A 22,865-nucleotide genomic window follows, 5' to 3' on the forward strand; every position below is an offset into this window, starting at 1 on the left:
GTGCTCTTCGTGTCACGCTTCGAGATCCTCCTTCCGTACTACGGGGATGTCCGACTGATGCAGGACGCCGTCCGGAGCGTCCTTGCTCAGGACGGGGAGGATTGGCGACTCACCGTCGTCGACGATGGTCAGGAACCCGAGGTACCCGGCTGGTTCGAGTCCCTCGGGGACAGCCGGGTCCGCTACTTCCGCAACGAGCGGAACCTCGGCGTCAGCGGCAACTTCAACCACTGTGTGGAGTTGGCCGAGTACGACCACCTGGTGCTGATGGGCTGCGACGACCTCATGCACCCGAACTACCTGCGCGTCATCCGGGAGGCGGTCGCCCGCGACCCCAAGGCGGCCATGATCCAGCCCGGCGTCCAGGTGATCGGCAGTGACGGCCGCCCGGTCGACACCCTGGCGGACCGCACCAAGCGCAAGCTGTACGCGCCCAAGGGCCCCCAGGACGCGCCGCTCGGCGGCGAGGCACTGGCGATCAGCCTGCTGCGCGGCAACTGGCTCTACTTCCCGTCCATCTGCTGGCGCACGGACCTGGTCAAGCCCTACGGCTTCCGGTCCGACCTCGGGGTGATCCAGGACCTGGCGCTGGTGGTCGACCTGCTGGTGGCCGGTGAGACGCTGGCCACCACACCCGAGGTCTGCTTCAGCTACCGTCGGCACACCGAGAGCGAGTCGTCGGCCAAGGCCTACACCGGGCACCGGTTCCAGGAGGCCAAGCAGTTCTTCCTGGAGACCGCCGTCCGGATGGCCGAGCTCGGCTGGCACCGGGCGGCCAAGGCCTCCCGGCGGCACTACTCCTCCCGGTTGCACGCCCTCGCACTCCTCCCCAAGGCTGCCAGGCATGCCGGCCGCCCAGGGGTCGCCGCCATGCTGCGCCACGCCTTCGGCTCGCGCTGACCTCTCCATCGGACGTCGGCACAGGTAGTCGTTCTCCCGGAAAGCCCGTTTGATGAACCCAGTAGCGAAACTGCTCAAGGCGCTGCCCCCAGGTACGCAGGCGGTGGGCGCCGGGACAGTGGTGCTCGGAGCCGCGTCGTACATCCACATCGCGGTCGCCAACGCCAACCTCGCGGCGACGCCCAGGGCCGATGTCTCGGTGCTCTGGACGATCGTCTTCTCGGCCGGGATCGGGCTGTTCTTCCCCGTCGAGCAGGAGCTCACCCGGATCGTGGCGGCCCGCGCGGTGGACGGCGAGGGGGCCGCTCCGGTGCTCCGCCGGGCCGCCCTGCTCACCACCGGGATACTGGCCGCCACGCTCGCCCTGCTGGCGGTCTTCGCCCGGCCCATCGCGGACACCCTGTTCGACCGTGACGTGAAGCTGGTCGCGGCGCTCGGAGCCGCGTTCATCGGCATGGCGCTGTGCTACGTCACCCGCGGCATCCTGGCCGGCCTCGGCCTGTTCAAGATCTACGGGATTCAGCTGGGTGTGGACGGCTGCCTGCGGATCGGGCTGGCCTTCGGGTGCGCGGCCGCCGGGCTGCACTCCGCGCTGGCGTTCAGCCTGATCCTGGCGGTGGCGCCGCTGACGGCCCTGCTGGTGACCCTTCCGTTCGTGCTGCGCGCCGCGCTGCCCGGGCCGCAGATCAGCTGGGGGGACCTGAGCCGCGGTCTTGGCATCCTGGTCTGCTCGACCGTGCTGGCCCAGGTCGTGGTCAACGCCGCGGTGATGAGCACCAAGCTGCTGAACCCGCAGGCGCTCGACCTGGTCACCGCGCTGCTCAGCGCCCTGGTGCTGGCCCGGGTGCCGCTCTTCGTCTTCGGGTCCCTGCAGGCGTCGCTGCTGTCCGGCCTGGCCAGCAGCGCCGCGGCGGGCGACCAGCAGGGCTTCGTCAAGATGCTCCGGCGCACCTGCGTGGTCGTCACGGGCCTGGGTCTGAGCGGCGGTGTGCCGGCGGTGGTGCTGGGGCCGTGGCTGATCCACACGCTGCTGCGCGCGCCGGATGTGCTGACGTCCTGGAACTTCGTCTGGTTCTCGCTCGGCACCCTCAGCTACATGCTCGCCATGGTGCTGGGCCAGGCCCTGATGGTGCTGCGCCGGCACGGCCTGCAGCTGATCTGCTGGGTCGTCGGCACTGCCGTGCTGGCCGCGATCACCCTGGTTCCCGGCGATCTCGCGACGCGGGTCTCGATCGCCTACGCGGGCGGCTCGTTCATGGTCGCCGCGGCGATGGTGCTCGCGCTGCTCCGGCCGGTGAAGGCGTTCAGCGCCGCTACCGAGAACGCGCAGGTCCCGCCGTCCACTCTGGAGTCGGCAGCGCGCTAGCGGGCCGTCTGCGGGCCGCTGGTCACGGGTTCTGCGGAGACTGAACGAACACGAGGGAACAACGAGAGCGGGGCTGGGGCCACAGGCCCCAGCCCCGCTCTCGTTGTTCGTCCGGTCAGCGCTCCGGGACCATGACCGACGTCTCGGTCCGGTCGCCGGCGCCGTCCTGCTCGGACGGCCGCAGGGCGGGCCTGGTGCTGGTCCAGGCGTAGCCGATCATCAGCACCGCACCGAGCACGGCGGCGAGCAGCGGCGCCAGCGAACCGACCTCCGGGTGCCAGGTGCCGGCCAGCGGGTTGAGGTGGGTGTCGGCCATCATGACGCTCTGCCCGATCTGCCAGCGCAGCATCGTCCACCACAGGAAGACCAGCTGGAGCGTGACGACCACCACCGCCACCAGCCGGGTCAGACCGGCGGAGTGCTTCTCGTTCAGTACCCGGCGGTGACCCAGCACGAAGGCCCCGAAGATGGGCATGGCCACCGCGATCGGGAGCATGTAGCGCCCCTGGGCGGCGAACCCGTACTGGTTCACCGTCATGATCTCGGACACCGTGGGCACCCCGAAGGTGACCGCGAAGAAGGCGAACATCCGCCAGCGGTCGGTCCGGGTGCCGAAGGCCAGCGCGCCCACCACCAGGACGCCCAGCACCATGTACCAGATCGTGTACACCGGCCCCGGGAGGTCGGTGTCCAGCCAGGACATCACGCCGATCATCTCGTTGACGTAGTTGCCCCAGCGGTTGAAGAACTCGAAGCGCAGGATGTCCTGGAAGCCGTAGGTGGGGCCCAGCTTCAGCACGGCCAGCTGGCTGGCCTTCATGATCACGGTCCAGGCCACACCGAAGAGACCGGCCGCCACGATCGCACCCGTCGCCCAGCGCGCCGGCTTGGAGCGCCAGAGCCGGTCGAGCAGCGCGCGGTGGGTGGGAACGAGCAGGATGCCGACGATCGCCACACACCACAGCGGGCCGAGCGCACGCAGGAACATCAGCACCGCACCCACGACGGCGACCTGGACGAGCGACGCCCGACGCAGCGGCACCTCGGGGTCGAGCAGGATCGGGATGAGCAGCGCGGAGAGCGCCACGCCTGCGGCGATCTCCAGGCCGTTGGGGTTGACGGCCCCGGCCAGACTCAGGGTGATCGGTGTCACCGCGGCCAGCACGCCGGCGAGCATCACCCGGTGGCGGGTCCAGCGGACCGCGCTGTCGGCCGCGATGGCCAGCATCGCGGCGCTGAGGGCGGCACTGACCAGCCTTGCTGCCAGCACGCCCTTCATGGTCGGCCACAGCAGCAGCGGCCAGCCCACGACGAGGTAGTAGACGGGGTTGTAACGCCCGGCCCGGGTGGGGGTCTTCACCAGGTGGGTGCTGCCACCGGGCGGCACCGCACAGGCCGCCGTGGTGTCCGGGTGGAAGAACCAGCAGTTGACCCGCACCAGGGAGGCCGGCACGGTCTGGAAGGCGCCTGTGCCCAGGCCGGCCGTGGTGGGCGCCGGAGCGAAGTCCCCGCTTGCCACACCGTAGGCGCGCACGACGTGCTCACCCTCGTCCGGAGTCCCGTCGAACGGCGCGGCGAGTGCCCAGCCGGCCGCGAGGAAGAAGAAGCCCAGGAAGGCGACAAGCCAGGTGTAACGCTTGCGACTTCGACCTGTGGGACTGTCAGCGAAGCCGGGGACGGGGTGCCGCTCAGCCTCGTCGGCTGCTGCTCTGGGAGTCACGGGGCCTGACCCTACCCTGACACCCCGCAGGCCATAAGCCCCGTCCGGCACTTCGGAAGCCGTGCCGTAGACTACGCAATCGTGACTACCATGGACGTCCCGCCCGAGACCCCCGCAATAGCGGGTAGTCGGTGGGGGGCGCTGCTTCGGCACAGCCTCGTGCGCTTCATCATCGCGGGCGGAACGGGCTCAGGCGTCGACCTCGGCCTCCTGGTGGTCCTGCACGGCTATCTGCATGTCGTGCTCTGGGTGGCGACTTTCCTTTCGGTCTTCACCTCATTCCTGGTCAACTTCACCATCAACAGGTTCTGGTCGTTCGGGAGCACATCTCCCGCCGGCGGGCAGTTCGTCCGCTACCTGATCCTCGCCAGCATGAACTGGGTCCTGACGGTCGTGCTGGTCAGCGGCCTGTCCCAGCTGGGCCTTTACTACCTCTACGCCAAGGCCGTCACCATCGTGCTGAGCGCCGGCGTGAACTACTTCGCCTATCGGCGCTGGGTCTTCAAGGTGCCCGCCCCGACGGCCTGATCCGCGATGACCGCGCACGGCCGTCGGCGCTCACAGCACGACCCATGGTCAAACCGTGACATAGACCGGTAGATCATCAGCTAGTCATGATGCTTTGAGTAGTTAAGGTAGTCGCCATGCGTGGAATTCTCCTGGCGGGCGGCACCGGCTCGCGTCTCTGGCCGCTGACCCGAGCCGTCTCGAAGCAGCTCATGCCCATCTTCGACAAGCCGATGGTCTACTACCCGCTCACCACCCTGATGATGGCGGGCATCCGCGAAATCCTGGTGATAACCACCCCCCAGGACCAAGAGCAGTTCCAGCGACTGCTCGGCGACGGTTCCCAGCTCGGACTGCGCCTTGAGTACCTCGCCCAGGAGCGCCCCGAGGGGATTGCCCAGGCCTTCGTGCTCGGCGCCGAGTTCATCGGCGACGAGCCGGTCGCCCTGGTGCTGGGAGACAACATCTTCCACGGCGGCGGTCTGGGGACCAGGCTGAAGGAGCACAACGACCCGGTCGGCGGGCGGGTGTTCGCCTACCCCGTGTCGGATCCGTCGGCCTATGGCGTGGTCGAGTTCGACGCGGCCGGGCAGGCGGTCTCCATCGAGGAGAAGCCCGAGCGGCCCAAGTCCCGCTACGCCATCCCCGGCCTCTACTTCTACGACAACCAGGTCGTGGAGATCGCCCGCGGGCTCAAGCCGAGCGCGCGCGGCGAGCTGGAGATCACCGCGGTGAACGAGGTCTATCTGCAGCAGGGTCAGCTCCAGGTCTCCGTGCTCGACCGGGGAACCGCCTGGCTGGACACCGGCACTTTCAACTCGCTGGTCCAGGCCTCGGAGTACATCCGGGTGATCGAGGAGCGCCAGGGGCTCAAGATCGGCTGCATCGAAGAGGTCGCCTGGCGGGCCGGCTGGATCGACTCCGAGCAACTGCGGGCGCTGGCGACCCCGTTGCTCAAGAGCGGCTACGGGCAGTACCTCCTGGACCTGCTGACCGAAGAGAACCTCGCCGAGGAGAACCGATGAAGATCCGCGAACTGGGCTTTGCCGGAACGTTCGAGATCACCCCGCAGCTGCACGGTGACCCGCGCGGCCAGTTCACCGAGTGGTACCGGTTCGACCGGCTCGCCGAGGCGGTGGGACACCCGCTGCGTCTCGCCCAGGCGAACCTCTCGGTCTCCTCGCGCGGTGTCGTCCGCGGTGTGCACTTCGCGGATGTGCCGCCCAGTCAGGCGAAGTACGTCACCTGCGTGCGCGGCGCCGTCCTCGACGTGATCGTCGACCTGCGGGTCGGCTCGCCGACGTTCGGCTCCTGGGAGGGCGTCCGGCTGGACGACGTGGAGCGCAAGGCGGTGTACATCCCCGAGGGCATGGGGCACGGCTTCTGCGCGCTGACCGACGACGCCACGCTGTCGTACCTCTGCTCGGAGACCTTCAACCCGACCGCCGAGCACTCCATCCACCCGCTGGACCCCGACCTCGGGATCGAGTGGCCGACCGACGAGCCGCTGCTCTCCGCCCGGGACGCGGCCGCCCCGTCGCTGGCCGAGGTGCTCGCCGCCGACGGCCTGCCGACCTTCGAGCGGTGCCAGGAGTACTACCGGAGCCTGCGCTCCGAGTAGGGTCACCACGCTCCAGCAGAAGGCCTCCGCCACCCGGCGGGGGCCTTCTGCGTGTGCCCCCCAGCGGGCATGCGGGGGGAAAGGCCGAGGGCCCTGGCCCCTTCCGGTGGAAGGGGCCAGGGCCCTCGGTGGAACTGCTGCAGCCTGCGGTGCAGACAGGTCAGAGCATCAATTACTTGATGATCTTGGTGACCTGGCCGGCGCCGACGGTGCGGCCACCCTCACGGATGGCGAACTTCAGGCCCTGCTCCATGGCGATCGGCTGGATCAGCGCGACGGTCATGGCGGTGTTGTCGCCCGGCATGACCATCTCGGTGCCCTCGGGGAGGGTCACGACGCCGGTCACGTCCGTGGTACGGAAGTAGAACTGCGGGCGGTAGTTGTTGAAGAAGGGGGTGTGACGGCCACCCTCGTCCTTCGACAGGATGTAGGACTGGGCCTCGAAGTCGGTGTGCGGCGTGACCGAACCCGGCTTGATGATGACCTGGCCGCGCTCGACGTCCTCGCGCTTGATGCCACGGAGGAGCAGACCGACGTTCTCGCCCGCCTGGCCCTCGTCGAGCAGCTTGCGGAACATCTCGATACCGGTGACCGTGGTGGTGGTCTTGGTGGTCTTGATGCCGATGATGTCGACGGTCTCGTTGACCTTGAGGATGCCACGCTCGATACGACCGGTGACGACGGTGCCACGACCGGTGATCGTGAAGACGTCCTCGATCGGCATCAGGAACGGCTGGTCGACAGCGCGCTCCGGGGTCGGGATCGCGGTGTCCACGGCCTCCATGAGGCCGAGGAGCTTCGCGCCCCACTCGGCGTCGCCCTCGAGCGCCTTGAGCGCCGAGACGCGCACGACCGGCAGGTCGTCGCCCGGGAACTCGTACTCGGAGAGCAGCTCGCGGACCTCGAGCTCGACGAGCTCCAGGATCTCCTCGTCGTCCACCATGTCGGCCTTGTTCAGGGCGACAACGATGTAGGGGACGCCGACCTGGCGGGCCAGGAGCACGTGCTCCTTGGTCTGCGGCATCGGGCCGTCGGTGGCGGCGACGACGAGGATCGCACCGTCCATCTGGGCCGCACCGGTGATCATGTTCTTGATGTAGTCCGCGTGACCGGGGCAGTCGACGTGGGCGTAGTGACGCGCCTCGGTCTGGTACTCGACGTGCGCGATCGAGATGGTGATACCGCGCTGCCGCTCCTCCGGCGCCTTGTCGATCTGGTCGAACGGCGTGAAGGGGTTGATCTCCGGGTACGCGTCGTGCAGCACCTTGGTGATCGCCGCGGTAAGGGTCGTCTTACCGTGGTCGATGTGACCGATGGTGCCGATGTTGACGTGGGGCTTCGTCCGCTCGAACTTCGCCTTCGCCACTGCAGTCCTCCTGAGGACAGTTCTGTACGCCGTACGACGTCAGTTGGTCTTTGATCGGGTTGGGTACGGGGCGCGGTTGCGCTCCATGCCGTCCCGCGGGTGGGGGCGGAGACGCCGGCGGGGTCGGGGTGGACCCCGCCGGGTTTGCCTCCTAATAGCCTAAGGGTTGTGGTAAGTCCCGATTGCGGGACTTACTCCCCCTTGGCCTTGGCGATGATGTCGTCCGCCACGTTCCGCGGAACCTCGGCGTACGAGTCGAACTGCATCGAGTAGCTCGCGCGACCAGAGGTCTTGCTGCGCAGGTCACCGACGTAGCCGAACATCTCGGACAGCGGGACGAGCGCCTTGACGACGCGAGCACCGCTGCGCTCCTCCATGGCCTGGATCTGGCCACGGCGGGAGTTGATGTCGCCGATCACATCGCCCATGTAGTCCTCGGGCGTGGTGACCTCGACGGCCATCATCGGCTCGAGCAGAGCCGGGGACGCCTTGCGAGCGCCCTCCTTGAAGGCCATCGAACCGGCGATCTTGAACGCCAGCTCCGAGGAGTCGACGTCGTGCGAGGCACCGTCGAGCAGCGTCACGCGGACACCCTGGAGTGCGTAGCCCGCGAGGACACCGAACTCCATGGCCTCCTGGCAACCGGCGTCGACCGAAGGGATGTACTCCTTCGGCACGCGGCCACCGGTGACCTTGTTGACGAACTCGTAGCCCTCGCCGGACTCGAGCGGCTCGATCGCGATCTGGATCTTCGCGAACTGGCCGGAGCCACCGGTCTGCTTCTTGTGCGTGTAGTCGATACGCTCGACGGCCTTGCGGATCGTCTCGCGGTACGCGACCTGCGGCTTGCCGACGTTGGCCTCGACCTTGAACTCACGCTTCATACGGTCGACCAGCACCTCGAGGTGCAGCTCGCCCATACCCGCGATGATGGTCTGGCCGGTCTCCTCATCCGTGTTGACCTGGAAGGACGGGTCCTCCTCGGCCAGACGCTGGATGGCGGTGCCCAGACGCTCCTGGTCGCCCTTCGACTTCGGCTCGATCGCGACGCGGATGACCGGGGCCGGGAAGTCCATGGACTCCAGGATGACCGGGTGCTTCTCGTCGGACAGGGTCTCGCCGGTGGTGGTCTGCTTGAGACCCATGACGGCGACGATGTCGCCGGCGCCCACCGAGTCGATCTCCTCACGCTTGTTCGCGTGCATCCGGTAGATCTTGCCGATGCGCTCCTTGCGACCCTTCACCGCGTTGAGGACGGCGGTGCCGGCCTCAAGGCGCCCGGAGTAGATCCGGACGAAGGTGAGCTTGCCGAGGTGCGGGTCCGACATGATCTTGAACGCCAGCGCCGCGAGCGGCTCGTCGTCCGAGGCCTTGCGGGAGATCTTCACCGTGTCGTCGCCGGGCTTGGTGCCCTCGATGGACTCGATGTCCAGCGGCGACGGCAGGTACTTGACGACCGCGTCGAGCAGGGGCTGAACGCCCTTGTTCTTGAAGGCGGTGCCACAGAAGATCGGCGTGAACGCCGACGCCAGGGTGCCCTTGCGGATCGCGGCGACCAGCAGCTCCTCGGGGATGTCCTCGCCCTCCATGGCGAGTTCCATCACCTCGTCGCTGACGTTCGACACGGTGTCCAGCAGCTCCTCGCGGTACTGCTCGGCCTGGTCCACCAGGTCGGCCGGGATGTCGACGACGTCGTACATCTCGCCCTTGGCGGCCTCGGCCGTCCAGACCAGCGCCTTCATGCGCACCAGGTCGACAACGCCGGCGAAGTCGCCCTCGGCGCCGATCGGGAGCTGCATCACCAGCGGGGTGGCGCCGAGGCGGTCCACGATGGTGTCGACGCAGAAGAAGAAGTTCGCGCCCGTGCGGTCCAGCTTGTTGACGAAGCAGATGCGCGGAACGCCGTAGCGGTCAGCCTGCCGCCACACGGTCTCGGACTGGGGCTCGACACCGGCGACACCGTCGAACACCGTCACAGCACCGTCGAGCACGCGAAGTGAACGCTCCACCTCGACGGTGAAGTCGACGTGGCCCGGGGTGTCGATGATGTTGATCGTGTGGTCGCTGTCGTCGACCGTCCAGTGGCAGGTCGTCGCGGCCGACGTGATCGTGATGCCGCGCTCCTGCTCCTGCTCCATCCAGTCCATGGTGGCAGCGCCATCGTGGACCTCACCGATCTTGTACGAGACACCGGTGTAGAACAGGATCCGCTCGGTGGTGGTGGTCTTGCCCGCGTCGATGTGCGCCATGATCCCGATGTTGCGGACCTTGGCGAGGTCAAGGGAGGTTGCAGCCATGGTGGCTCGTTCTCTCTCTGTCTAGTGACGGGGTTCGGACTACCAGCGGTAGTGCGCGAAGGCCTTGTTGGACTCGGCCATCTTGTGGGTGTCCTCGCGACGCTTCACCGAAGCGCCCAGGCCGTTGCTGGCGTCGAGGATCTCGTTCATCAGGCGCTCGGTCATGGTCTTCTCGCGACGGGCGCGGGAGTAGCCGACCATCCAGCGCAGCGCCAGGGTGGCGGCGCGGCCCGGACGGACCTCGACCGGAACCTGGTACGTGGCGCCACCGACGCGGCGGGACTTGACCTCAAGCGCCGGCTTGACGTTCTCAAGCGCGCGCTTGAGGGTCACGACGGGGTCCGAGCCGGTCTTCTCACGAACGCCCTCGAGGGCGCCGTAGACGATCCGCTCGGCGGTGGAGCGCTTGCCGTGCAGGAGGATCTTGTTGACGAGCGACGTCACCAGGGGGGATCCGTAAACCGGGTCGATGATGACCGGGCGCTTCGGGGCGGGGCCCTTACGAGGCATTTTTTACTTCTCCTTCTTGGCGCCGTAGCGGCTGCGGGCCTGCTTGCGGTTCTTGACACCCTGGGTGTCGAGCGAGCCGCGGATGATCTTGTAACGCACACCCGGCAGGTCCTTCACACGACCGCCACGCACGAGCACGATGGAGTGCTCCTGCAGGTTGTGGCCCTCGCCCGGAATGTAGGCGGTGACCTCGATCCCGCTGGTGAGGCGCACACGGGCGACCTTACGGAGAGCCGAGTTCGGCTTCTTCGGGGTGGTCGTGTACACACGCGTGCAGACGCCACGGCGCTGCGGGGAGCCCTTCAGCGCGGGCGTCTTGTTCTTCTCGACCTTGTCCTGCCGGCCCTTTCGGACCAGCTGCTGGATCGTAGGCACCGTTTCTCCGTTTTCTGTGTGCCATCGCTTGGTAGATCTAACCTGCGGTGTTCCCAGCTCACGCCGACCCACGAGGTCGGGTGTGTTGGGCTTCTTCCGGCCCAGCCGCGAGGGCTGCTGCGGAAGAATCGCGGAATCCCATGGTGCTGATGTGCACCGACGGAGCTCGCGCGCGCGAAGCGCTCTGAGAAGCACTCCGGCGTGGCGCGGCGGCCGGTCTGGATGCACGCACAAGGACCCGGGGACACCCCAGGCACAAGGTCAGAGCGTACCTAGCGCATCGGGTGCGGTCAAAACAAATGGGGCGCGGTCAGCCGTGCGCCGCGGCCAGCACCGTTCCGAACAGCAGCAGGAGCAGCCAGCCGGCGGTGGCAATCCACCCGATCACCAGGCCGATCGTGGCCATCAGGTCGCCGTCCTCGTCGCGCTGGCGGATCTGGTTCTTGGCGACGTGGCCGGTCACCACGGCCGGGATGGCGAGCAGGCCCGCGGTCGGCACGGTGAGGATGCCCAGGGTCAGCGAGACGATCGCCAGGCCGTTGGTACTGCGCGGCCGGGGCGGCAGGAAGGTCATCGGGACGGCCGGGGCGCTCAGGCCGAACGGCACCGCGATCGGGCCGCTGGGCAGGTCCGCGACGAGCTGGGAGAGCTGGCCGTACGTCTGGGCCCGGTGGGCGGCGTCGAAGCGCTCGGAGTACTCCTCGGCGGACAGCCGGCCCTCCGCGTAGGCGGCCTTCAGCACGTCGACGGTCCGGTCCCGGTCGGTGTGCGCGGCCCGCATCGCGGCCTGCGGGGTCGCCTGCGGCTGCCAGCCGTCGGACCGGCGGTCCCACGGGGGCGGCGAAGCCTGCCAGGGCTGCATGCCGCTCATGTGGTCTCCTCCCGACCCGGAAAGCCCATTGTCACAGAGATCACCGCGCCCGCTACCGGACGTGGCATCACCAAGCAGGACGAGCGGACGACTCGAATGGTTTCCGAAGCAGGGTGGCGGGTGCGGCACTATTGCGGGATGAGCAGGGACAAGCAGGGCACAGCGGGGTCGGAGACCGGGGAACTGGTCGAGCGGGCGATAGCGGGGGTGCTCGGCGCGACCGACCGGCAGCTGGACGGCGCCCTGGACGGCGGCGCCTCGCTGCTCGCCGCCTCGGCCGAGGGCTGGCCGCAGGTGAGCCGGGCGCTGGTGGGGGTGACCGACCGCTCGCTGGCCCGGCTCTGGGAGAACGGCTGGCGCCCGGCGGACCTGGCCCGGCTGGTCCGGCGCGACCTGGCGCCGGTGCACCTGGCGCTGCTGGTGGACCTGGTCGCCGCCGAGGCCCGGCGCTACTCCCCCGCCGTGCTGGACCGGCGCTGGCAGGAGCAGCTGCGCGAGCTGGCCGCCGAGGTCTGGTGGCCCGCCGACGAGCACTACCTGCCGGGCTTCGCCGAGCGGCACCGGCTGGACCGGTTCGCGCTGGCGACGGCCGTCCTGCAGCTGCTGCGGCTGCTCGGCCGGCTGCCCGTGATCGCACCGGTCGCCCCGGCCCCGGGCGCGCGGCGGGTGGAGCACCGGGCGACCCGTCCGACGCCCGGCGAGCCGCGGATGCTGGGGCGGATCCGGGGGCTGCTGGCGAAGGCCGAGTCCACCGAGTTCCCCGAGGAGGCCGAGGCGCTGACCGCCAAGGCCCAGCAGCTGATGGCGCAGCACAGCATCGACGAGGCGCTGCTCTCGGCCGGGCACGCGAACGGGGACGCGCCGGGCGCGCTGCGGATCGGCGTGGAGAACCCGTACGAGGGGCCCAAGGCGATGCTGCTGGACGCGGTGGCGGCGGCGAACCGGTGCCGGGTGGTGTGGGCGAAGGAGTTCGGCTTCTGCACGGTGATCGGCTTCGACTCCGACCTGGACGCGATCGAGCTGCTCTACACCTCGCTGCTGGTGCAGGCCACCAGCGCGATGAACAAGGCCGGCAGTCGCCAGCACCTGGACGGGGCCTCCCGGACCAAGGCGTTCCGGCACTCCTTCCTGGTGTCCTACGCGGCCCGGATCCGCGAGCGGCTGGTCGCCGCCACCGAGCAGGCCACCGCCGACGCCGCGGCCGGCCGGCACGAACGCGAGGACGGCACGGCGGAGCAGCTGGTGCCGGACGAGCGGCTGCTGCCGGCGCTGGCCGCGCGCGAACAGGCGGTCGACTCGGCCACCGGGCGGATGTTCCCCAAGCTCACCTCGCAGCGGGTGCGGGTGAGCGACGGCGAGGGCTGGGCGGCCGGCCGCGCCGCCGCCGACAAGGCCGCGCTGCACGAGCGGCGGGGTAAGGTCACGCGCGGAAAGCGCTAGCAAGCGCCAGGGGAGCGGGGGGGTTGTCGGTGGAGGGGTATCGGGAGCGGGTGCGGGGGTCGCTGCTGGGCGGGGCGGTCGGGGACGCCCTGGGCTGGCCGGTGGAGTTCCTGCAGCTGCAGCAGATCCGCGAGCAGTACGGCCCGGCCGGCGTCGGCGGCCTGGAGCCGCCCCAGCACCGCTCCTACCGGGGCAGGACCGACGACCGGCCGGGCGATGTCACCGACGACACCCAGATGACCCTGTTCACGGCCGAGGGCCTGATCCGGGCCCGGCTGGCGGGCGGCCCCGAGGGCGCCGGGCCCGCCCTGCACGCCGCGTACCGGCGCTGGTTCCTGACCCAGCAGCAGGACGCGCCCGACGAGCGGCCGCTGCCCGCGCCGTACGACGGGTGGCTGCTGCGCCAGCCGTTCCTGTACGCGCGCCGGGCACCGGGGCGGGCCTGCTGGACGGGCCTGGAGGAGCACCCGGTCTACCCGCAGCCCGCGCCGTTCGGGCAGGCCGGGCCGGTGAACGGGCACTCCAAGGGCTGCGGGACGGTGATGCGCTCGGCGCCGTTCGGGCTGCTGCGGCTGGGTCCTGACTGGGCGTTCGAGCTGGCCGGGCGGTGCGCGCAGATCACCCACGGGCATCCGACCGGCTATCTGTCGGCCGGCGCCTTCGCGGCGCTGGTGGAGCTGGTGGTCGCGGGGCAGCCGCTGCCCACCGCCGTCGACCAGGTGATCGCGCAGGTCGAGCGGTGGCCGCAGAGCGCGGAGACCGTGGTGGCGCTGCGCCGGGCGGTGGCGCTGGCGGCCGGCGAGGAGCCGTCCGAGGACGTGGTCGAGCGGGTCGGGCTCGGCTGGATCGCCGAGGAGTGCCTGGCGATCGCGGTGTACTGCGCGCTGGTGGCGCAGCGGGTCGGGGTGCGGCGGGCGCTGCTGCTGGCGGTGAACCACTCGGGCGACAGCGACTCGGTGGGCGCGGTCTGCGGCAACCTGCTGGGCGCGGCGTACGGGCTGAGCGCGCTGCCGGGCGAGTGGGTGGCGGCCGTCGAGGGGCGGGACGTGCTGCTGCGGGTGGCCGACGACCTGGTGGACCTCTTCGCCGCCTCAGGCAGCGCCCTCGAGGGGCGCTACCCGGCGGGCTGACGGGCGCTCAGTCCCAGAGCGCGCCGAGCGCGCGCAACTCGTCGCGGTGCTCGATCCGGCGCACCCAGTCCTCGGGCCACGCCTCCGCGCCGCCGTGCGCGCCCGCGAAGGCGCCGGCCAGGCAGGCGATCGAGTCGGAGTCGCCGCTGGAGTACGCCCCGCGGCGCACGGCGGCGACCGGGTCGTCCGGGAAGAGCAGGAAGCAGAGCAGGCCGGTGGCCAGCGCCTCCTCGGCGATCCAGCCCTCCCCGGTGGCCAGGCAGGGATCCGCCTCGCGGTCGGGCACGGCGAGCGCCGCGTCCAGCCGGTCGAGCACGCCCAGGCAGTCGTCCCAGCCCCTCGCCATGAACTCCTCCGCCGAGTGGTCGTGCGCACGGAAGACCAGGTCGCCGAGCCAGAACGCGTCGTAGCGGGTGCGGTTCGCCAGTGCGTACGCGCGCAGTGCGGCCGGCAGCCCGGCCGGCTCGGTGCCCTGGGCGAGCAGCCGGACGGCGTAGGCGGTCAGGTCGCTGGCGGCGAGCGCGGTGGGGTGGCCGTGGGTGAGCGCGGACTGCAGCTGGGCCGCGCCGGAGAGTTGGCGCTCGGTCAGCTCGCGGACCAGGCCGAGCGGGGCGACCCGCATATTGGCGCCGCAGCCCTTGGAGTCGACCTGGCTGGCCTCCTGCCAGCGCCGCTCCGGCTTGCTGAGCAGGAAACAGCCGGTCAGGCAGGTCCGGCCAGGGGCGCGGTTGTTCTCCGGCGAGCGCCACCAGTCGACGAACTCCTCACGGACCGGGCGCTCCAGGCGCAGCGGGGTGAGTGGGCCGCGCTCCAGCGCGATCCGCAGGCCGCGGGCCAGCGCGAGGGTCATCTGGGTGTCGTCGGTGACCAGCGCGGGCTTGGGCAGGTCGAGTTCGCGCCAGTCGGGGCAGTAGGCGGCGATCTGCGACAGCGGCATGAACTCGGTGGGGTGGCCGAGCGCGTCGCCGACCGCCAGGCCGAGCAGGGCGCCGGTGGCGCGGGTGGTGGTCATCAGGTGGTCACCAGGAGTTCGGTCAGGCCGCGGATCACGTAGCCGGGCTGCCAGCGGGGTTCGGCGGTCAGGGTCAGGGCGGGGGCGCGGCGCAGCAGCGCGCCGTAGGACTCGGTGAGTTCGAGCCGGGCGAGCGGGGCGCCGAGGCAGAAGTGGATGCCCGCGCCGAAGCTGAGGTGCGGGTTGTCGGCGCGGGTGACGTCGAGGCGGTCCGGGTCGGCGAACCGGGCCGGGTCGCGGTTGGCCGAGCCGAAGAGCAGCGCGACCTCCGAGCCGCGCGGGATGCGCACTCCGCCCACCTCGATGTCCTCCAGCACCCAGCGCTCGAACATCTGCAGCGGCGTGTCGTAGCGCATCAGCTCCTCGATCGCGGTCGGGAGGTGCGCGGGGACGTCGGAGCGCAGCAGCGCGAGCTGCTCGGGGTTGCGGAAGAGCGCCCACCAGCCGTTGCCGGTGGTGTTGACGGTCGCCTCGTGGCCGGCGTTGAGCAGCAGCACGCAGGTGGAGACCATCTCCTGCTCGCTGAGCGCGTCGCCCTCGTCCTGCGCCTGGATCAGCGCGGAGATCAGGTCGGTCCCCGGCTGCCGGCGCCGCTCGCGGATCAGCGCGCGCAGGAAGTCGGAGAACTCGACGCTGGCGTCCACCGCCCGCTGGGCCGTCTCCGGCGTCGGGTTGAGCTCGAACATCCCGGTGATCGCCGCCGACCAGGGTCGCAGCAGCCCGCGGTCGGCCGGCGGCACGCCGAGCATCTCGGCGATCACCGCGACCGGCAGCGGCTCGGCGACGGCGGCTATCAGGTCGCCGCCGCCGTCCGCGAGCAGGGCGCCGACCAGTTCGTCGGCCAGCCGGGCCACCGTGGGGCGCAACGACTGGACCATCCGCGGGGTGAAGGCCTTGGAGACCAGGCGGCGGATCCGGGTGTGGTCCGGCGCCTCCAGGTCGAGCAGCCCGTTGCTGTTGAGCGTGTGGAACGGCTCGTGCGCCGGGTCGGGCTCCTGCTGCCCGAACTCCTGGTGGCTGAAGCGGTGGGTGTACGTCCGCCCCAGCCGGCGATCACGCAGCAGCGCGCTGACGTCCTCGTAGCGGGAGATCAGCCACTGGCCGGTCGGCTCGTAGCGGCAGACCGGCGCCTGCTCGCGCAACTCGGCGTAGGCGTCGTACGGGTGGGCGATGAACTGCGCCGACCACGGATCGAAGTGCTTCATCCCGTCAGCCTAGGGGCCGACATTATGAGCTGCCGCGCGCCCGCGCACCCGGCTAACGGGCCGATGGACACGGGTGGTCCGCCGGACTGATTACGCTGGCCCGGTGAACAGCGCGACCTCCCTCAAGTCCTGGCTGACCCGGCGCACCCCCGAGCAACTGGTCGAACTGCTGGAGCAGCGCGAGCTGCCGTACGCGGGCGGACCCGGTCTGGAGACGCCGGCCCGGCTGGCCCAGCACCTGCTGACCGACGCCTCGGTGACCTTGGCCCTGCACGACCTGAACCAGGTTCAGATCCAGGTGCTGGCGGCCGTCGCCGTGCTGGCCGAGCAGCTGCACGGGCCCGCACCGGTGCCCGCGCCGCGGCCGGGGGCGGCGGGCTTCGCCGGCTGGTCGCCCGTCACGCCGGCGCAGCGGACGGCCGTGCCGGCCCTGGAGCCGTCCGAACGGGCGGTGCCGCGCGCGCGGTTGCGCGCCGCGCTGGCCGGGCAGCCCGGCGAGCTCGACGCGGTGCTCGCCGAGCTCGCCGACCGCGCGCTGCTGCTGCCCCCGCACGGCACCGCGCTCACCGTCCCCCCGCTGCTGCACCTGCAGTCCGGCGAACTCCAGGGCTACGGACGGCCGGTGGACGTGCTGCTCAGCGCGGCCTACAAGGCGGCCGAAATCCACCAGATCGCCGCCGACTTGGGCCTCGGGGCGGGCGGAACCCGGGACGCCGCACAGAAGTTGATCACCGACCGGCTCGGCGACCGCGCCGCGGTGCGCCAACTGGTCACCCAGGCCCCGCCCGACGCCCTGGACCTGCTGGAGCGGCTGGTGCCGGGACCGCCGCTGCTGCGCACCCACTGCTTCGTCTCGGAGCACGGCCAGTACTACAGCGCCGGTAGCAAGTTCCGCTTCCGGGCGGCCGGTTCGGGCGATCCGGGCACCGACTGGCTGGCCGCCCGGGGGATGCTGATCCCGATCGGGCCCGACCTGGTCGAGCTGCCGTACGAGATCGCCGCCGCGCTGCGCGACGGCGAGATGCCGCTCGGCTACGACCCCGAGCCGCCGGTCGTGGCGGCCTCCCGGCCGCTGCCCGCCCACCCGCTGGGCGAGGCGCAGACCGCCGCCACCAGCACCGCCACCCGGGTCGAGCTGCTGCTGCGGGCCACCGCCGCCGGGCCGCTGGCCGTGCGCAAGGCGGGCGGCATCGCGGTGCGCGACACCCGCCGACTGGCCAAGCTGATCGGCGCGCCGGAGGCGCAGACCCGGCTCTGGCTGGACCTGAGCGCCAACGCCGGCCTGATCGCCCCGCACCGCGACCTGCCCCCGCCCAGCCGCAGCCGCAAGCCCGCGCCGCTGCCGCCCGCCCGGATGCTGCCGACTGCGCGCTACGACAGCTGGCTGGCCGACTCCCCCGCCGAGCGGCTGGTCCCGCTGATCGCCACCTGGGCGGTGACGCCCGAGGTGTTCAGCCACTGGCCGGACGAGAGCGAGACCCCGGTGGCGCTGGTCTCCCCGCAGGACCCGGGCGCCGTGGCGCTGCGCCGCACGGTCCTTGAGGCCCTCGCGGTGCTGCCGCCCGGCACGGGCCTGGGCCAGGCGGCGGCGATCGACGAGGACGCGCTGGGCGACCTCGCGCTCGCCGCCGCCTGGCACCGCCCGGCCGCCGTCACCGGCGAACCCGGCACCCTGGCACGGATCTCCGCCACACTGACCGAGGCGGAGCTGCTCGGTGTGGTCGCGCACGGCGCGCTCACCCCCGTGGGGCACGCCGTACTCGGCCTGCTGCGGGCCGGCGCCGACCGCTACTTCCCGGCCGTCCCCGGGGCCGGGTCCGCGCTGACCGGCCGCCCCGCGCTGGCCGCCGCCGTCGCCGCGCTACGCGCCGCGCTGGTGGAGCTGGTGCCGCCGCCGCGGACCACCGCCCGGTTCCAGGCCGACCTGACGGCGGTCGTCGCGGGACCGGCCGCGCCCGAACTGACCGAGCTGCTCGGCTCGGTGGCCACCCGGGAGTCCGAGGGGCACGCCGTGGTCTGGCGGATCGACGCCGCCTCGGTGCGCCGCGCGCTGGACTCCGGCGCCGACCCGCAGGAGCTGCTCACCCGGCTGGCCGAGGTCTCCGAGGGCGGGCAGCCGCTGCCGCAGCCGCTGTCGTACCTGGTCAACGACGCCGCGCGGACCCACGGCCGGATCCGGGTGGTGCGCTCGGCCTGCTGCATCAGGTCGGACGACGAGGCGCTGGTCACCGAGCTCTCGCGGGCCCGGGTGCTGGCCAAGCTCGGCCTGCGGCGGATCGCGCCGACCGTCCTGATCAGCACCGCCTCGCCGACCGACACGCTTGCGGCGCTGCGCCTGGGCGGCTACGCCCCGGTGCTGGAGGCCGAGACCGGCAGCACCGTGGTGGAGCGGGCCCCGCAGGAGCGCGCGGCGCTGGAGCTGCCCTCGCTGACCGCCGCCCGGCCGTACTACGGCTCGGGCCCGGGCACCCCGGAGGCGCTGGCGGCCAAGCTGCTGGGCCCGCGGAAGGGCTAGACCGGGGAGGAAACGCCGCAGGGCGGCCACTCCGTCGAAACGGGGTGGCCGCCCTGCGGCGTTGAAGCGGTGACTGTCAGCCCGTGTAGGGGCCGTAGTCGTAGTCGTCCAGCGGGACCGCCTGGCCGGAGCCGGCGCCGAAGGGCGACAGGTCGTAGTCGTCGTAGCCGACGGCCGAGTACATCGCGGCCTTGGCCTCTTCGGTGGGCTCGACCCGGATGTTGCGGTAGCGGGGCAGACCCGTACCGGCCGGGATGAGCTTACCGAGGATGACGTTCTCCTTGAGGCCCAGCAGCGGGTCCGACTTGGCGTGGATCGCCGCGTCGGTGAGCACCCGGGTGGTCTCCTGGAAGGAGGCCGCCGACAGCCAGGACTCGGTGGCCAGCGAGGCCTTGGTGATACCCATCAGCTGGGGGCGGCCGGAGGCCGGGTGGCCGCCTTCCGACACCACGCGACGGTTCTCGGTCTCGAAGCGGCCGCGCTCGACGAGCTCGCCCGGGAGCAGCTCGGCGTCGCCCGACTCGATGATCGTCACGCGGCGGAGCATCTGCCGGATGATGATCTCGATGTGCTTGTCGTGGATCGACACACCCTGCGAGTTGTAGACCTTCTGGACCTCGGCGACCAGGTGGATCTGGACCGCACGCTGGCCCATGATCCGCAGGACGTCGTGCGGGTTCATCGTGCCCTGGGTCAGCTTCTGGCCGACCGAGACCGCCTCGCCCTCGCTGACCAGCAGCTTGATGCGCTTGGAGATCGGGTAGGCGATCTCCTCGGTGCCGTCGTCGGGGGTGACGACGAGCTTGCGGGTCTTCTCGGTGTCCTCGATGCGGACCCGGCCGTCGGCCTCCGAGATCGGGGCCAGACCCTTGGGGGTACGGGCCTCGAAGAGCTCGACGACACGGGGCAGACCCTGCGTGATGTCGTCACCTGCCACACCACCGGTGTGGAAGGTACGCATCGTCAGCTGGGTACCGGGCTCACCGATGGACTGGGCGGCGATGATGCCGACCGCCTCACCGATGTCGACCAGCTTGCCGGTGGCCAGCGAGCGGCCGTAGCAGAAGGCACAGGTGCCGACTGCGGACTCGCAGGTCAGGATCGAGCGGGTCTTGACCTCGCTGATGCCGTGCCGGATGAGCTCGTCGATCAGCACGTCACCGAGGTCGGTGTTCGCGGTGGCGATGAGCTTGCCGTCGATCGTGATGTCCTCGGCCAGCATGCGGGCGTAGACGCTGGTCTCGACGTCGTCCGTCTTGCGCAGGACGCCGTTCTCGACCGTGCCGATCGCCAGCTTGAGGCCGCGCTCGGTGCCGCAGTCCTCCTCGCGAATGATGACGTCCTGGGAGACGTCGACCAGACGACGGGTGAGGTAGCCGGAGTCGGCGGTACGCAGCGCGGTGTCGGCCAGACCCTTACGGGCACCGTGGGTCGAGATGAAGTACTCGAGAACGGTGAGGCCCTCACGGAAGGACGCCTTGATGGGACGGGGAATCGTCTCGTTCTTGGCGTTCGACACCAGACCACGCATACCGGCGATCTGACGCATCTGCATCATGTTTCCTCGAGCACCGGAGTCCACCATCATGAAGATGGGGTTGGTCTTCTCGAAGTTGGCGTTCATCGCCTCGGCAACCTCGTTGGTCGCCTTGGTCCAGATGCCGACGAGCTCGCTGCTGCGCTCGTCCTTGGTGATCAGGCCGCGCTCGTAGTTCTTCTGGACCTTCTCGGCCTGCGCCTCGTAGCCCTCGAGAATCTGCGGCTTGCTCGGCGGCACGACGACGTCGGAGATCGACACGGTGACGCCCGAGCGGGTGGCCCAGTGGAAACCGGCCGCCTTGAGGTTGTCCAGGGTCGCCGCGACGGTGACCTTGGGGTAGCGCTCCGCCAGGTCGTTGACGATCGCGGAGAGCTGCTTCTTGCCCACCTCGTAGTCGACGAACGGGTAGTCCTCGGGCAGCAGCTCGTTGAAGAGCGCGCGACCCAGGGTGGTGCTCAGGCGGAAGGGCTCGCCCTCGAACCAGGTCGACTGACCGTCCTCGTCCACCGGCGGGGTCCAGCCACGCGGCGGGACGGTGCCGATCGGCAGGCGGATGTCGACCGGGGCCTGGACGTCCAGCTCGCGGGCGTCGAAGGCCATGATCGCCTCGGCGGTCGAGGAGAAGGAGCGACCGGCGCCCTTCACCTTCTCGCGGTCCGAGGTGAGGAAGAACAGACCGAGCACCATGTCCTGGGTCGGCATGGTGACGGGGCGACCGTCGGCCGGCTTCAGGATGTTGTTCGAGGACAGCATCAGGATGCGGGCCTCGGCCTGCGCCTCCGCGGAGAGCGGCAGGTGGACGGCCATCTGGTCACCGTCGAAGTCCGCGTTGAACGCGGTGCAGACGAGCGGGTGGATCTGGATGGCCTTGCCCTCGACCAGCTGGGGCTCGAAGGCCTGGATGCCGAGTCGGTGCAGGGTGGGTGCACGGTTGAGCAGCACCGGGTGCTCGGCGATGACCTCTTCGAGGACGTCCCAGACCACCGGGCGGGCGCGCTCGACCATGCGCTTGGCCGACTTGATGTTCTGCGCGTGGTTGAGGTCCACCAGGCGCTTCATCACGAACGGCTTGAAGAGCTCCAGCGCCATGGCCTTCGGCAGACCGCACTGGTGCAGCTTGAGCTGCGGGCCGACGACGATGACCGAACGGGCCGAGTAGTCGACGCGCTTGCCGAGCAGGTTCTGACGGAAACGACCCTGCTTGCCCTTGAGCATGTCGGACAGCGACTTCAGCGGACGGTTGCCGGGGCCCGTGACCGGGCGACCACGACGGCCGTTGTCGAAGAGCGCGTCGACGGCCTCCTGAAGCATGCGCTTCTCGTTGTTCACGATGATCTCGGGGGCACCGAGGTCGAGGAGGCGCTTCAGGCGGTTGTTGCGGTTGATCACGCGGCGGTACAGGTCGTTCAGGTCGGAGGTCGCGAAGCGGCCACCGTCCAGCTGCACCATCGGACGCAGGTCCGGCGGGATGACCGGGACGCAGTCCAGCACCATGCCGTTGGGCTTGTTGGTGGTCTGCAGGAACGCCGAGACGACCTTGAGGCGCTTGAGCGCACGGGTCTTCTTCTGGCCCTTGCCGCTGCGGATGATCTCGCGCAGCCGCTCGGACTCCTCGGCCAGGTCGAACGTCTCCAGGCGGTCCTTGAGCGCCGCGGCGCCCATCGAGCCGGAGAAGTACGTGCCGAAGCGGTCGCGCAGCTCGCGGTAGAGCAGCTCGTCGCCCTCGAGGTCCTGGACCTTGAGGTTCTTGAAGCGCGCCCAGACCTCGTCGAGACGGTCGATCTCGCGCTGCGAGCGGTCCCGCAGCTGCTTCATCTCGCGCTCGGCACCCTCGCGCACCTTGCGGCGCACGTCGGCCTTGGCGCCCTCGGCCTCAAGCTCGGCGAGGTCGGTCTCGGCCTTCTTGGCGCGGTTCTCCAGGTCGGAGTCCCGGCGGTTCTCGATCTGCTGGCGCTCGACCGAGACATGCGCCTCGAGGGACGGCAGGTCGCGCTGGCGACGCTCGTCGTCCACCCAGGTGATCATGTAGGCGGCGAAGTAGATGACCTTCTCGAGGTCCTTCGGCGCCAGGTCGAGCAGGTAGCCGAGGCGGCTGGGGACACCCTTGAAGTACCAGATGTGGGTGACCGGCGCGGCCAGCTCGATGTGGCCCATCCGCTCACGACGCACCTTGGCGCGAGTGACCTCGACGCCGCAGCGCTCGCAGATGATGCCCTTGAAGCGGACGCGCTTGTACTTGCCGCAGTAGCACTCCCAGTCCCGGGTCGGACCGAAGATCTTCTCGCAGAAGAGTCCGTCCTTTTCGGGCTTCAGGGTGCGGTAGTTGATGGTCTCCGGCTTCTTGACCTCGCCGTGGGACCACTGGCGGATGTCGTCGGCGGTCGCGAGGCCGATGCGGAGCTCGTCGAAGAAGTTGACGTCAAGCACTGGTCGTCAAGCCCTCTTTCGTAAGTCGAAAGTCGTTCATCTGGTCTGAGGGGGGCCTGGGGG

17 protein-coding genes are annotated in these 22,865 nt (G+C 70.3%); 8 read left to right on the plus strand and 9 right to left on the minus strand.

All coding sequences use genetic code 11. The features are described from left to right. Window positions 1-9 precede the first annotated feature (9 nt). The gene (locus P3T34_RS16190) at window positions 10-900 is read left to right on the plus strand and encodes a glycosyltransferase (protein ID WP_280666735.1); all 891 of its coding nucleotides are present in this window, start codon (window positions 10-12) and stop codon (window positions 898-900) included. 52 nt (window positions 901-952) lie between these two features. After that, on the plus strand, window positions 953-2,266 hold the full coding sequence (locus P3T34_RS16195; RefSeq protein WP_280666736.1) for a hypothetical protein: 1,314 nt from the start codon (window positions 953-955) through the stop codon (window positions 2,264-2,266). A gap of 115 nt (window positions 2,267-2,381) precedes the next feature. On the opposite strand, the gene P3T34_RS16200 is transcribed toward P3T34_RS16195, so the two are convergent. Further along, entirely contained in the window at window positions 2,382-3,986 is a 1,605-nt protein-coding gene (locus P3T34_RS16200) for a DUF2142 domain-containing protein (protein ID WP_280666737.1), read from the minus strand. A gap of 90 nt (window positions 3,987-4,076) precedes the next feature. On the opposite strand from P3T34_RS16200, the gene P3T34_RS16205 reads away from it, so the two are divergent. The 3 genes from P3T34_RS16205 to rfbC all read left to right on the plus strand — a co-directional run bounded on the left by P3T34_RS16205 (window position 4,077) and on the right by rfbC (window position 6,114). Beyond that, a complete protein-coding gene (locus tag P3T34_RS16205) occupies window positions 4,077-4,514 on the plus strand; it encodes a GtrA family protein (protein WP_280672145.1) in 438 nt (145 codons plus the stop codon). Window positions 4,515-4,630: 116 nt separating this feature from the next. Then, complete coding sequence (gene rfbA, locus P3T34_RS16210) at window positions 4,631-5,518, plus strand: glucose-1-phosphate thymidylyltransferase RfbA (protein WP_280666738.1); 888 nt, start codon at window positions 4,631-4,633, stop codon at window positions 5,516-5,518. Continuing rightward, window positions 5,515-6,114, plus strand: a complete 600-nt coding sequence (gene rfbC, locus P3T34_RS16215) for a dTDP-4-dehydrorhamnose 3,5-epimerase (protein WP_280666739.1) — start codon at window positions 5,515-5,517, stop codon at window positions 6,112-6,114. The genes rfbA and rfbC overlap by 4 nt, the downstream gene beginning before the upstream one ends. 172 nt (window positions 6,115-6,286) lie before the next feature. Here rfbC and tuf read toward each other — a convergent pair whose 3' ends face one another. The 5 genes from tuf to P3T34_RS16240 all read right to left on the minus strand — a co-directional run bounded on the left by tuf (window position 6,287) and on the right by P3T34_RS16240 (window position 11,533). Next, window positions 6,287-7,480 (minus strand): elongation factor Tu, encoded by a 1,194-nt coding sequence (gene tuf, locus P3T34_RS16220; RefSeq protein ID WP_280666740.1) that lies wholly within the window; start codon window positions 7,478-7,480, stop codon window positions 6,287-6,289. A 191-nt stretch (window positions 7,481-7,671) separates the two neighbouring features. Next, window positions 7,672-9,777 carry an elongation factor G gene (gene fusA / locus P3T34_RS16225; RefSeq protein ID WP_280666741.1) on the minus strand — a complete coding sequence of 702 codons (2,106 nt, stop codon included), beginning with the start codon at window positions 9,775-9,777 and terminating at the stop codon, window positions 7,672-7,674. 39 nt (window positions 9,778-9,816) lie between these two features. Then, the gene (rpsG, locus tag P3T34_RS16230; RefSeq protein WP_035800817.1) at window positions 9,817-10,287 is read right to left on the minus strand and encodes a 30S ribosomal protein S7; all 471 of its coding nucleotides are present in this window, start codon (window positions 10,285-10,287) and stop codon (window positions 9,817-9,819) included. A 3-nt stretch (window positions 10,288-10,290) separates the two neighbouring features. Next, window positions 10,291-10,662 (minus strand): 30S ribosomal protein S12, encoded by a 372-nt coding sequence (rpsL, locus tag P3T34_RS16235; RefSeq protein ID WP_014144289.1) that lies wholly within the window; start codon window positions 10,660-10,662, stop codon window positions 10,291-10,293. A 310-nt stretch (window positions 10,663-10,972) separates the two neighbouring features. Beyond that, the gene (locus P3T34_RS16240; RefSeq protein WP_280666742.1) at window positions 10,973-11,533 is read right to left on the minus strand and encodes a DUF1707 and DUF4190 domain-containing protein; all 561 of its coding nucleotides are present in this window, start codon (window positions 11,531-11,533) and stop codon (window positions 10,973-10,975) included. Window positions 11,534-11,671: 138 nt separating this feature from the next. Here P3T34_RS16240 and P3T34_RS16245 point away from each other — a divergent pair, with 138 nt between their 5' ends. Continuing rightward, window positions 11,672-12,973, plus strand: a complete 1,302-nt coding sequence (locus P3T34_RS16245; RefSeq protein ID WP_280666743.1) for a DUF2786 domain-containing protein — start codon at window positions 11,672-11,674, stop codon at window positions 12,971-12,973. A 29-nt stretch (window positions 12,974-13,002) separates the two neighbouring features. Then, on the plus strand, window positions 13,003-14,103 hold the full coding sequence (locus P3T34_RS16250; protein ID WP_280666744.1) for an ADP-ribosylglycohydrolase family protein: 1,101 nt from the start codon (window positions 13,003-13,005) through the stop codon (window positions 14,101-14,103). Between the two features lie 7 nt (window positions 14,104-14,110). On the opposite strand, the gene P3T34_RS16255 is transcribed toward P3T34_RS16250, so the two are convergent. Then, window positions 14,111-15,115: an ADP-ribosylglycohydrolase family protein gene (locus tag P3T34_RS16255; protein WP_280666745.1), complete on the minus strand. Its 1,005-nt coding sequence runs from the start codon at window positions 15,113-15,115 to the stop codon at window positions 14,111-14,113. Then, on the minus strand, window positions 15,115-16,320 hold the full coding sequence (locus tag P3T34_RS16260; protein ID WP_280666746.1) for a cytochrome P450: 1,206 nt from the start codon (window positions 16,318-16,320) through the stop codon (window positions 15,115-15,117). Before P3T34_RS16260 ends, P3T34_RS16255 begins: the two co-directional genes overlap by 1 nt. A gap of 103 nt (window positions 16,321-16,423) precedes the next feature. Between P3T34_RS16260 and P3T34_RS16265 the strand changes: the two genes are divergently transcribed. Continuing rightward, window positions 16,424-18,835 carry a helicase-associated domain-containing protein gene (locus tag P3T34_RS16265; protein ID WP_280666747.1) on the plus strand — a complete coding sequence of 804 codons (2,412 nt, stop codon included), beginning with the start codon at window positions 16,424-16,426 and terminating at the stop codon, window positions 18,833-18,835. A gap of 76 nt (window positions 18,836-18,911) precedes the next feature. Here the strand turns inward: P3T34_RS16265 and P3T34_RS16270 are convergent, their stop codons facing one another. After that, window positions 18,912-22,802 (minus strand): DNA-directed RNA polymerase subunit beta', encoded by a 3,891-nt coding sequence (locus tag P3T34_RS16270; protein ID WP_280666748.1) that lies wholly within the window; start codon window positions 22,800-22,802, stop codon window positions 18,912-18,914. Window positions 22,803-22,865 lie beyond the last annotated feature (63 nt).

The sequence above is a fragment of the Kitasatospora sp. MAP12-44 genome (assembly GCF_029892095.1).
GTDB lineage: Bacteria > Actinomycetota > Actinomycetes > Streptomycetales > Streptomycetaceae > Kitasatospora.

Excerpts from the sequence above, each read along its gene's own strand:
- P3T34_RS16255 (WP_280666745.1), bottom strand. The coding sequence starts at position 15,115 with ATGACCACCACCCGCGCCACCGGCGCCCTGCTCGGCCTGGCGGTCGGC.
- P3T34_RS16245 (WP_280666743.1), top strand. The coding sequence starts at position 11,672 with ATGAGCAGGGACAAGCAGGGCACAGCGGGGTCGGAGACCGGGGAACTG.
- fusA (WP_280666741.1), bottom strand. The coding sequence starts at position 9,777 with ATGGCTGCAACCTCCCTTGACCTCGCCAAGGTCCGCAACATCGGGATC.
- rpsG (WP_035800817.1), bottom strand. The coding sequence starts at position 10,287 with ATGCCTCGTAAGGGCCCCGCCCCGAAGCGCCCGGTCATCATCGACCCG.
- P3T34_RS16240 (WP_280666742.1), bottom strand. The coding sequence starts at position 11,533 with ATGAGCGGCATGCAGCCCTGGCAGGCTTCGCCGCCCCCGTGGGACCGC.
- rfbC (WP_280666739.1), top strand. The coding sequence starts at position 5,515 with ATGAAGATCCGCGAACTGGGCTTTGCCGGAACGTTCGAGATCACCCCG.
- rfbA (WP_280666738.1), top strand. The coding sequence starts at position 4,631 with ATGCGTGGAATTCTCCTGGCGGGCGGCACCGGCTCGCGTCTCTGGCCG.
- P3T34_RS16260 (WP_280666746.1), bottom strand. The coding sequence starts at position 16,320 with ATGAAGCACTTCGATCCGTGGTCGGCGCAGTTCATCGCCCACCCGTAC.
- P3T34_RS16205 (WP_280672145.1), top strand. The coding sequence starts at position 4,077 with ATGGACGTCCCGCCCGAGACCCCCGCAATAGCGGGTAGTCGGTGGGGG.
- P3T34_RS16195 (WP_280666736.1), top strand. The coding sequence starts at position 953 with ATGAACCCAGTAGCGAAACTGCTCAAGGCGCTGCCCCCAGGTACGCAG.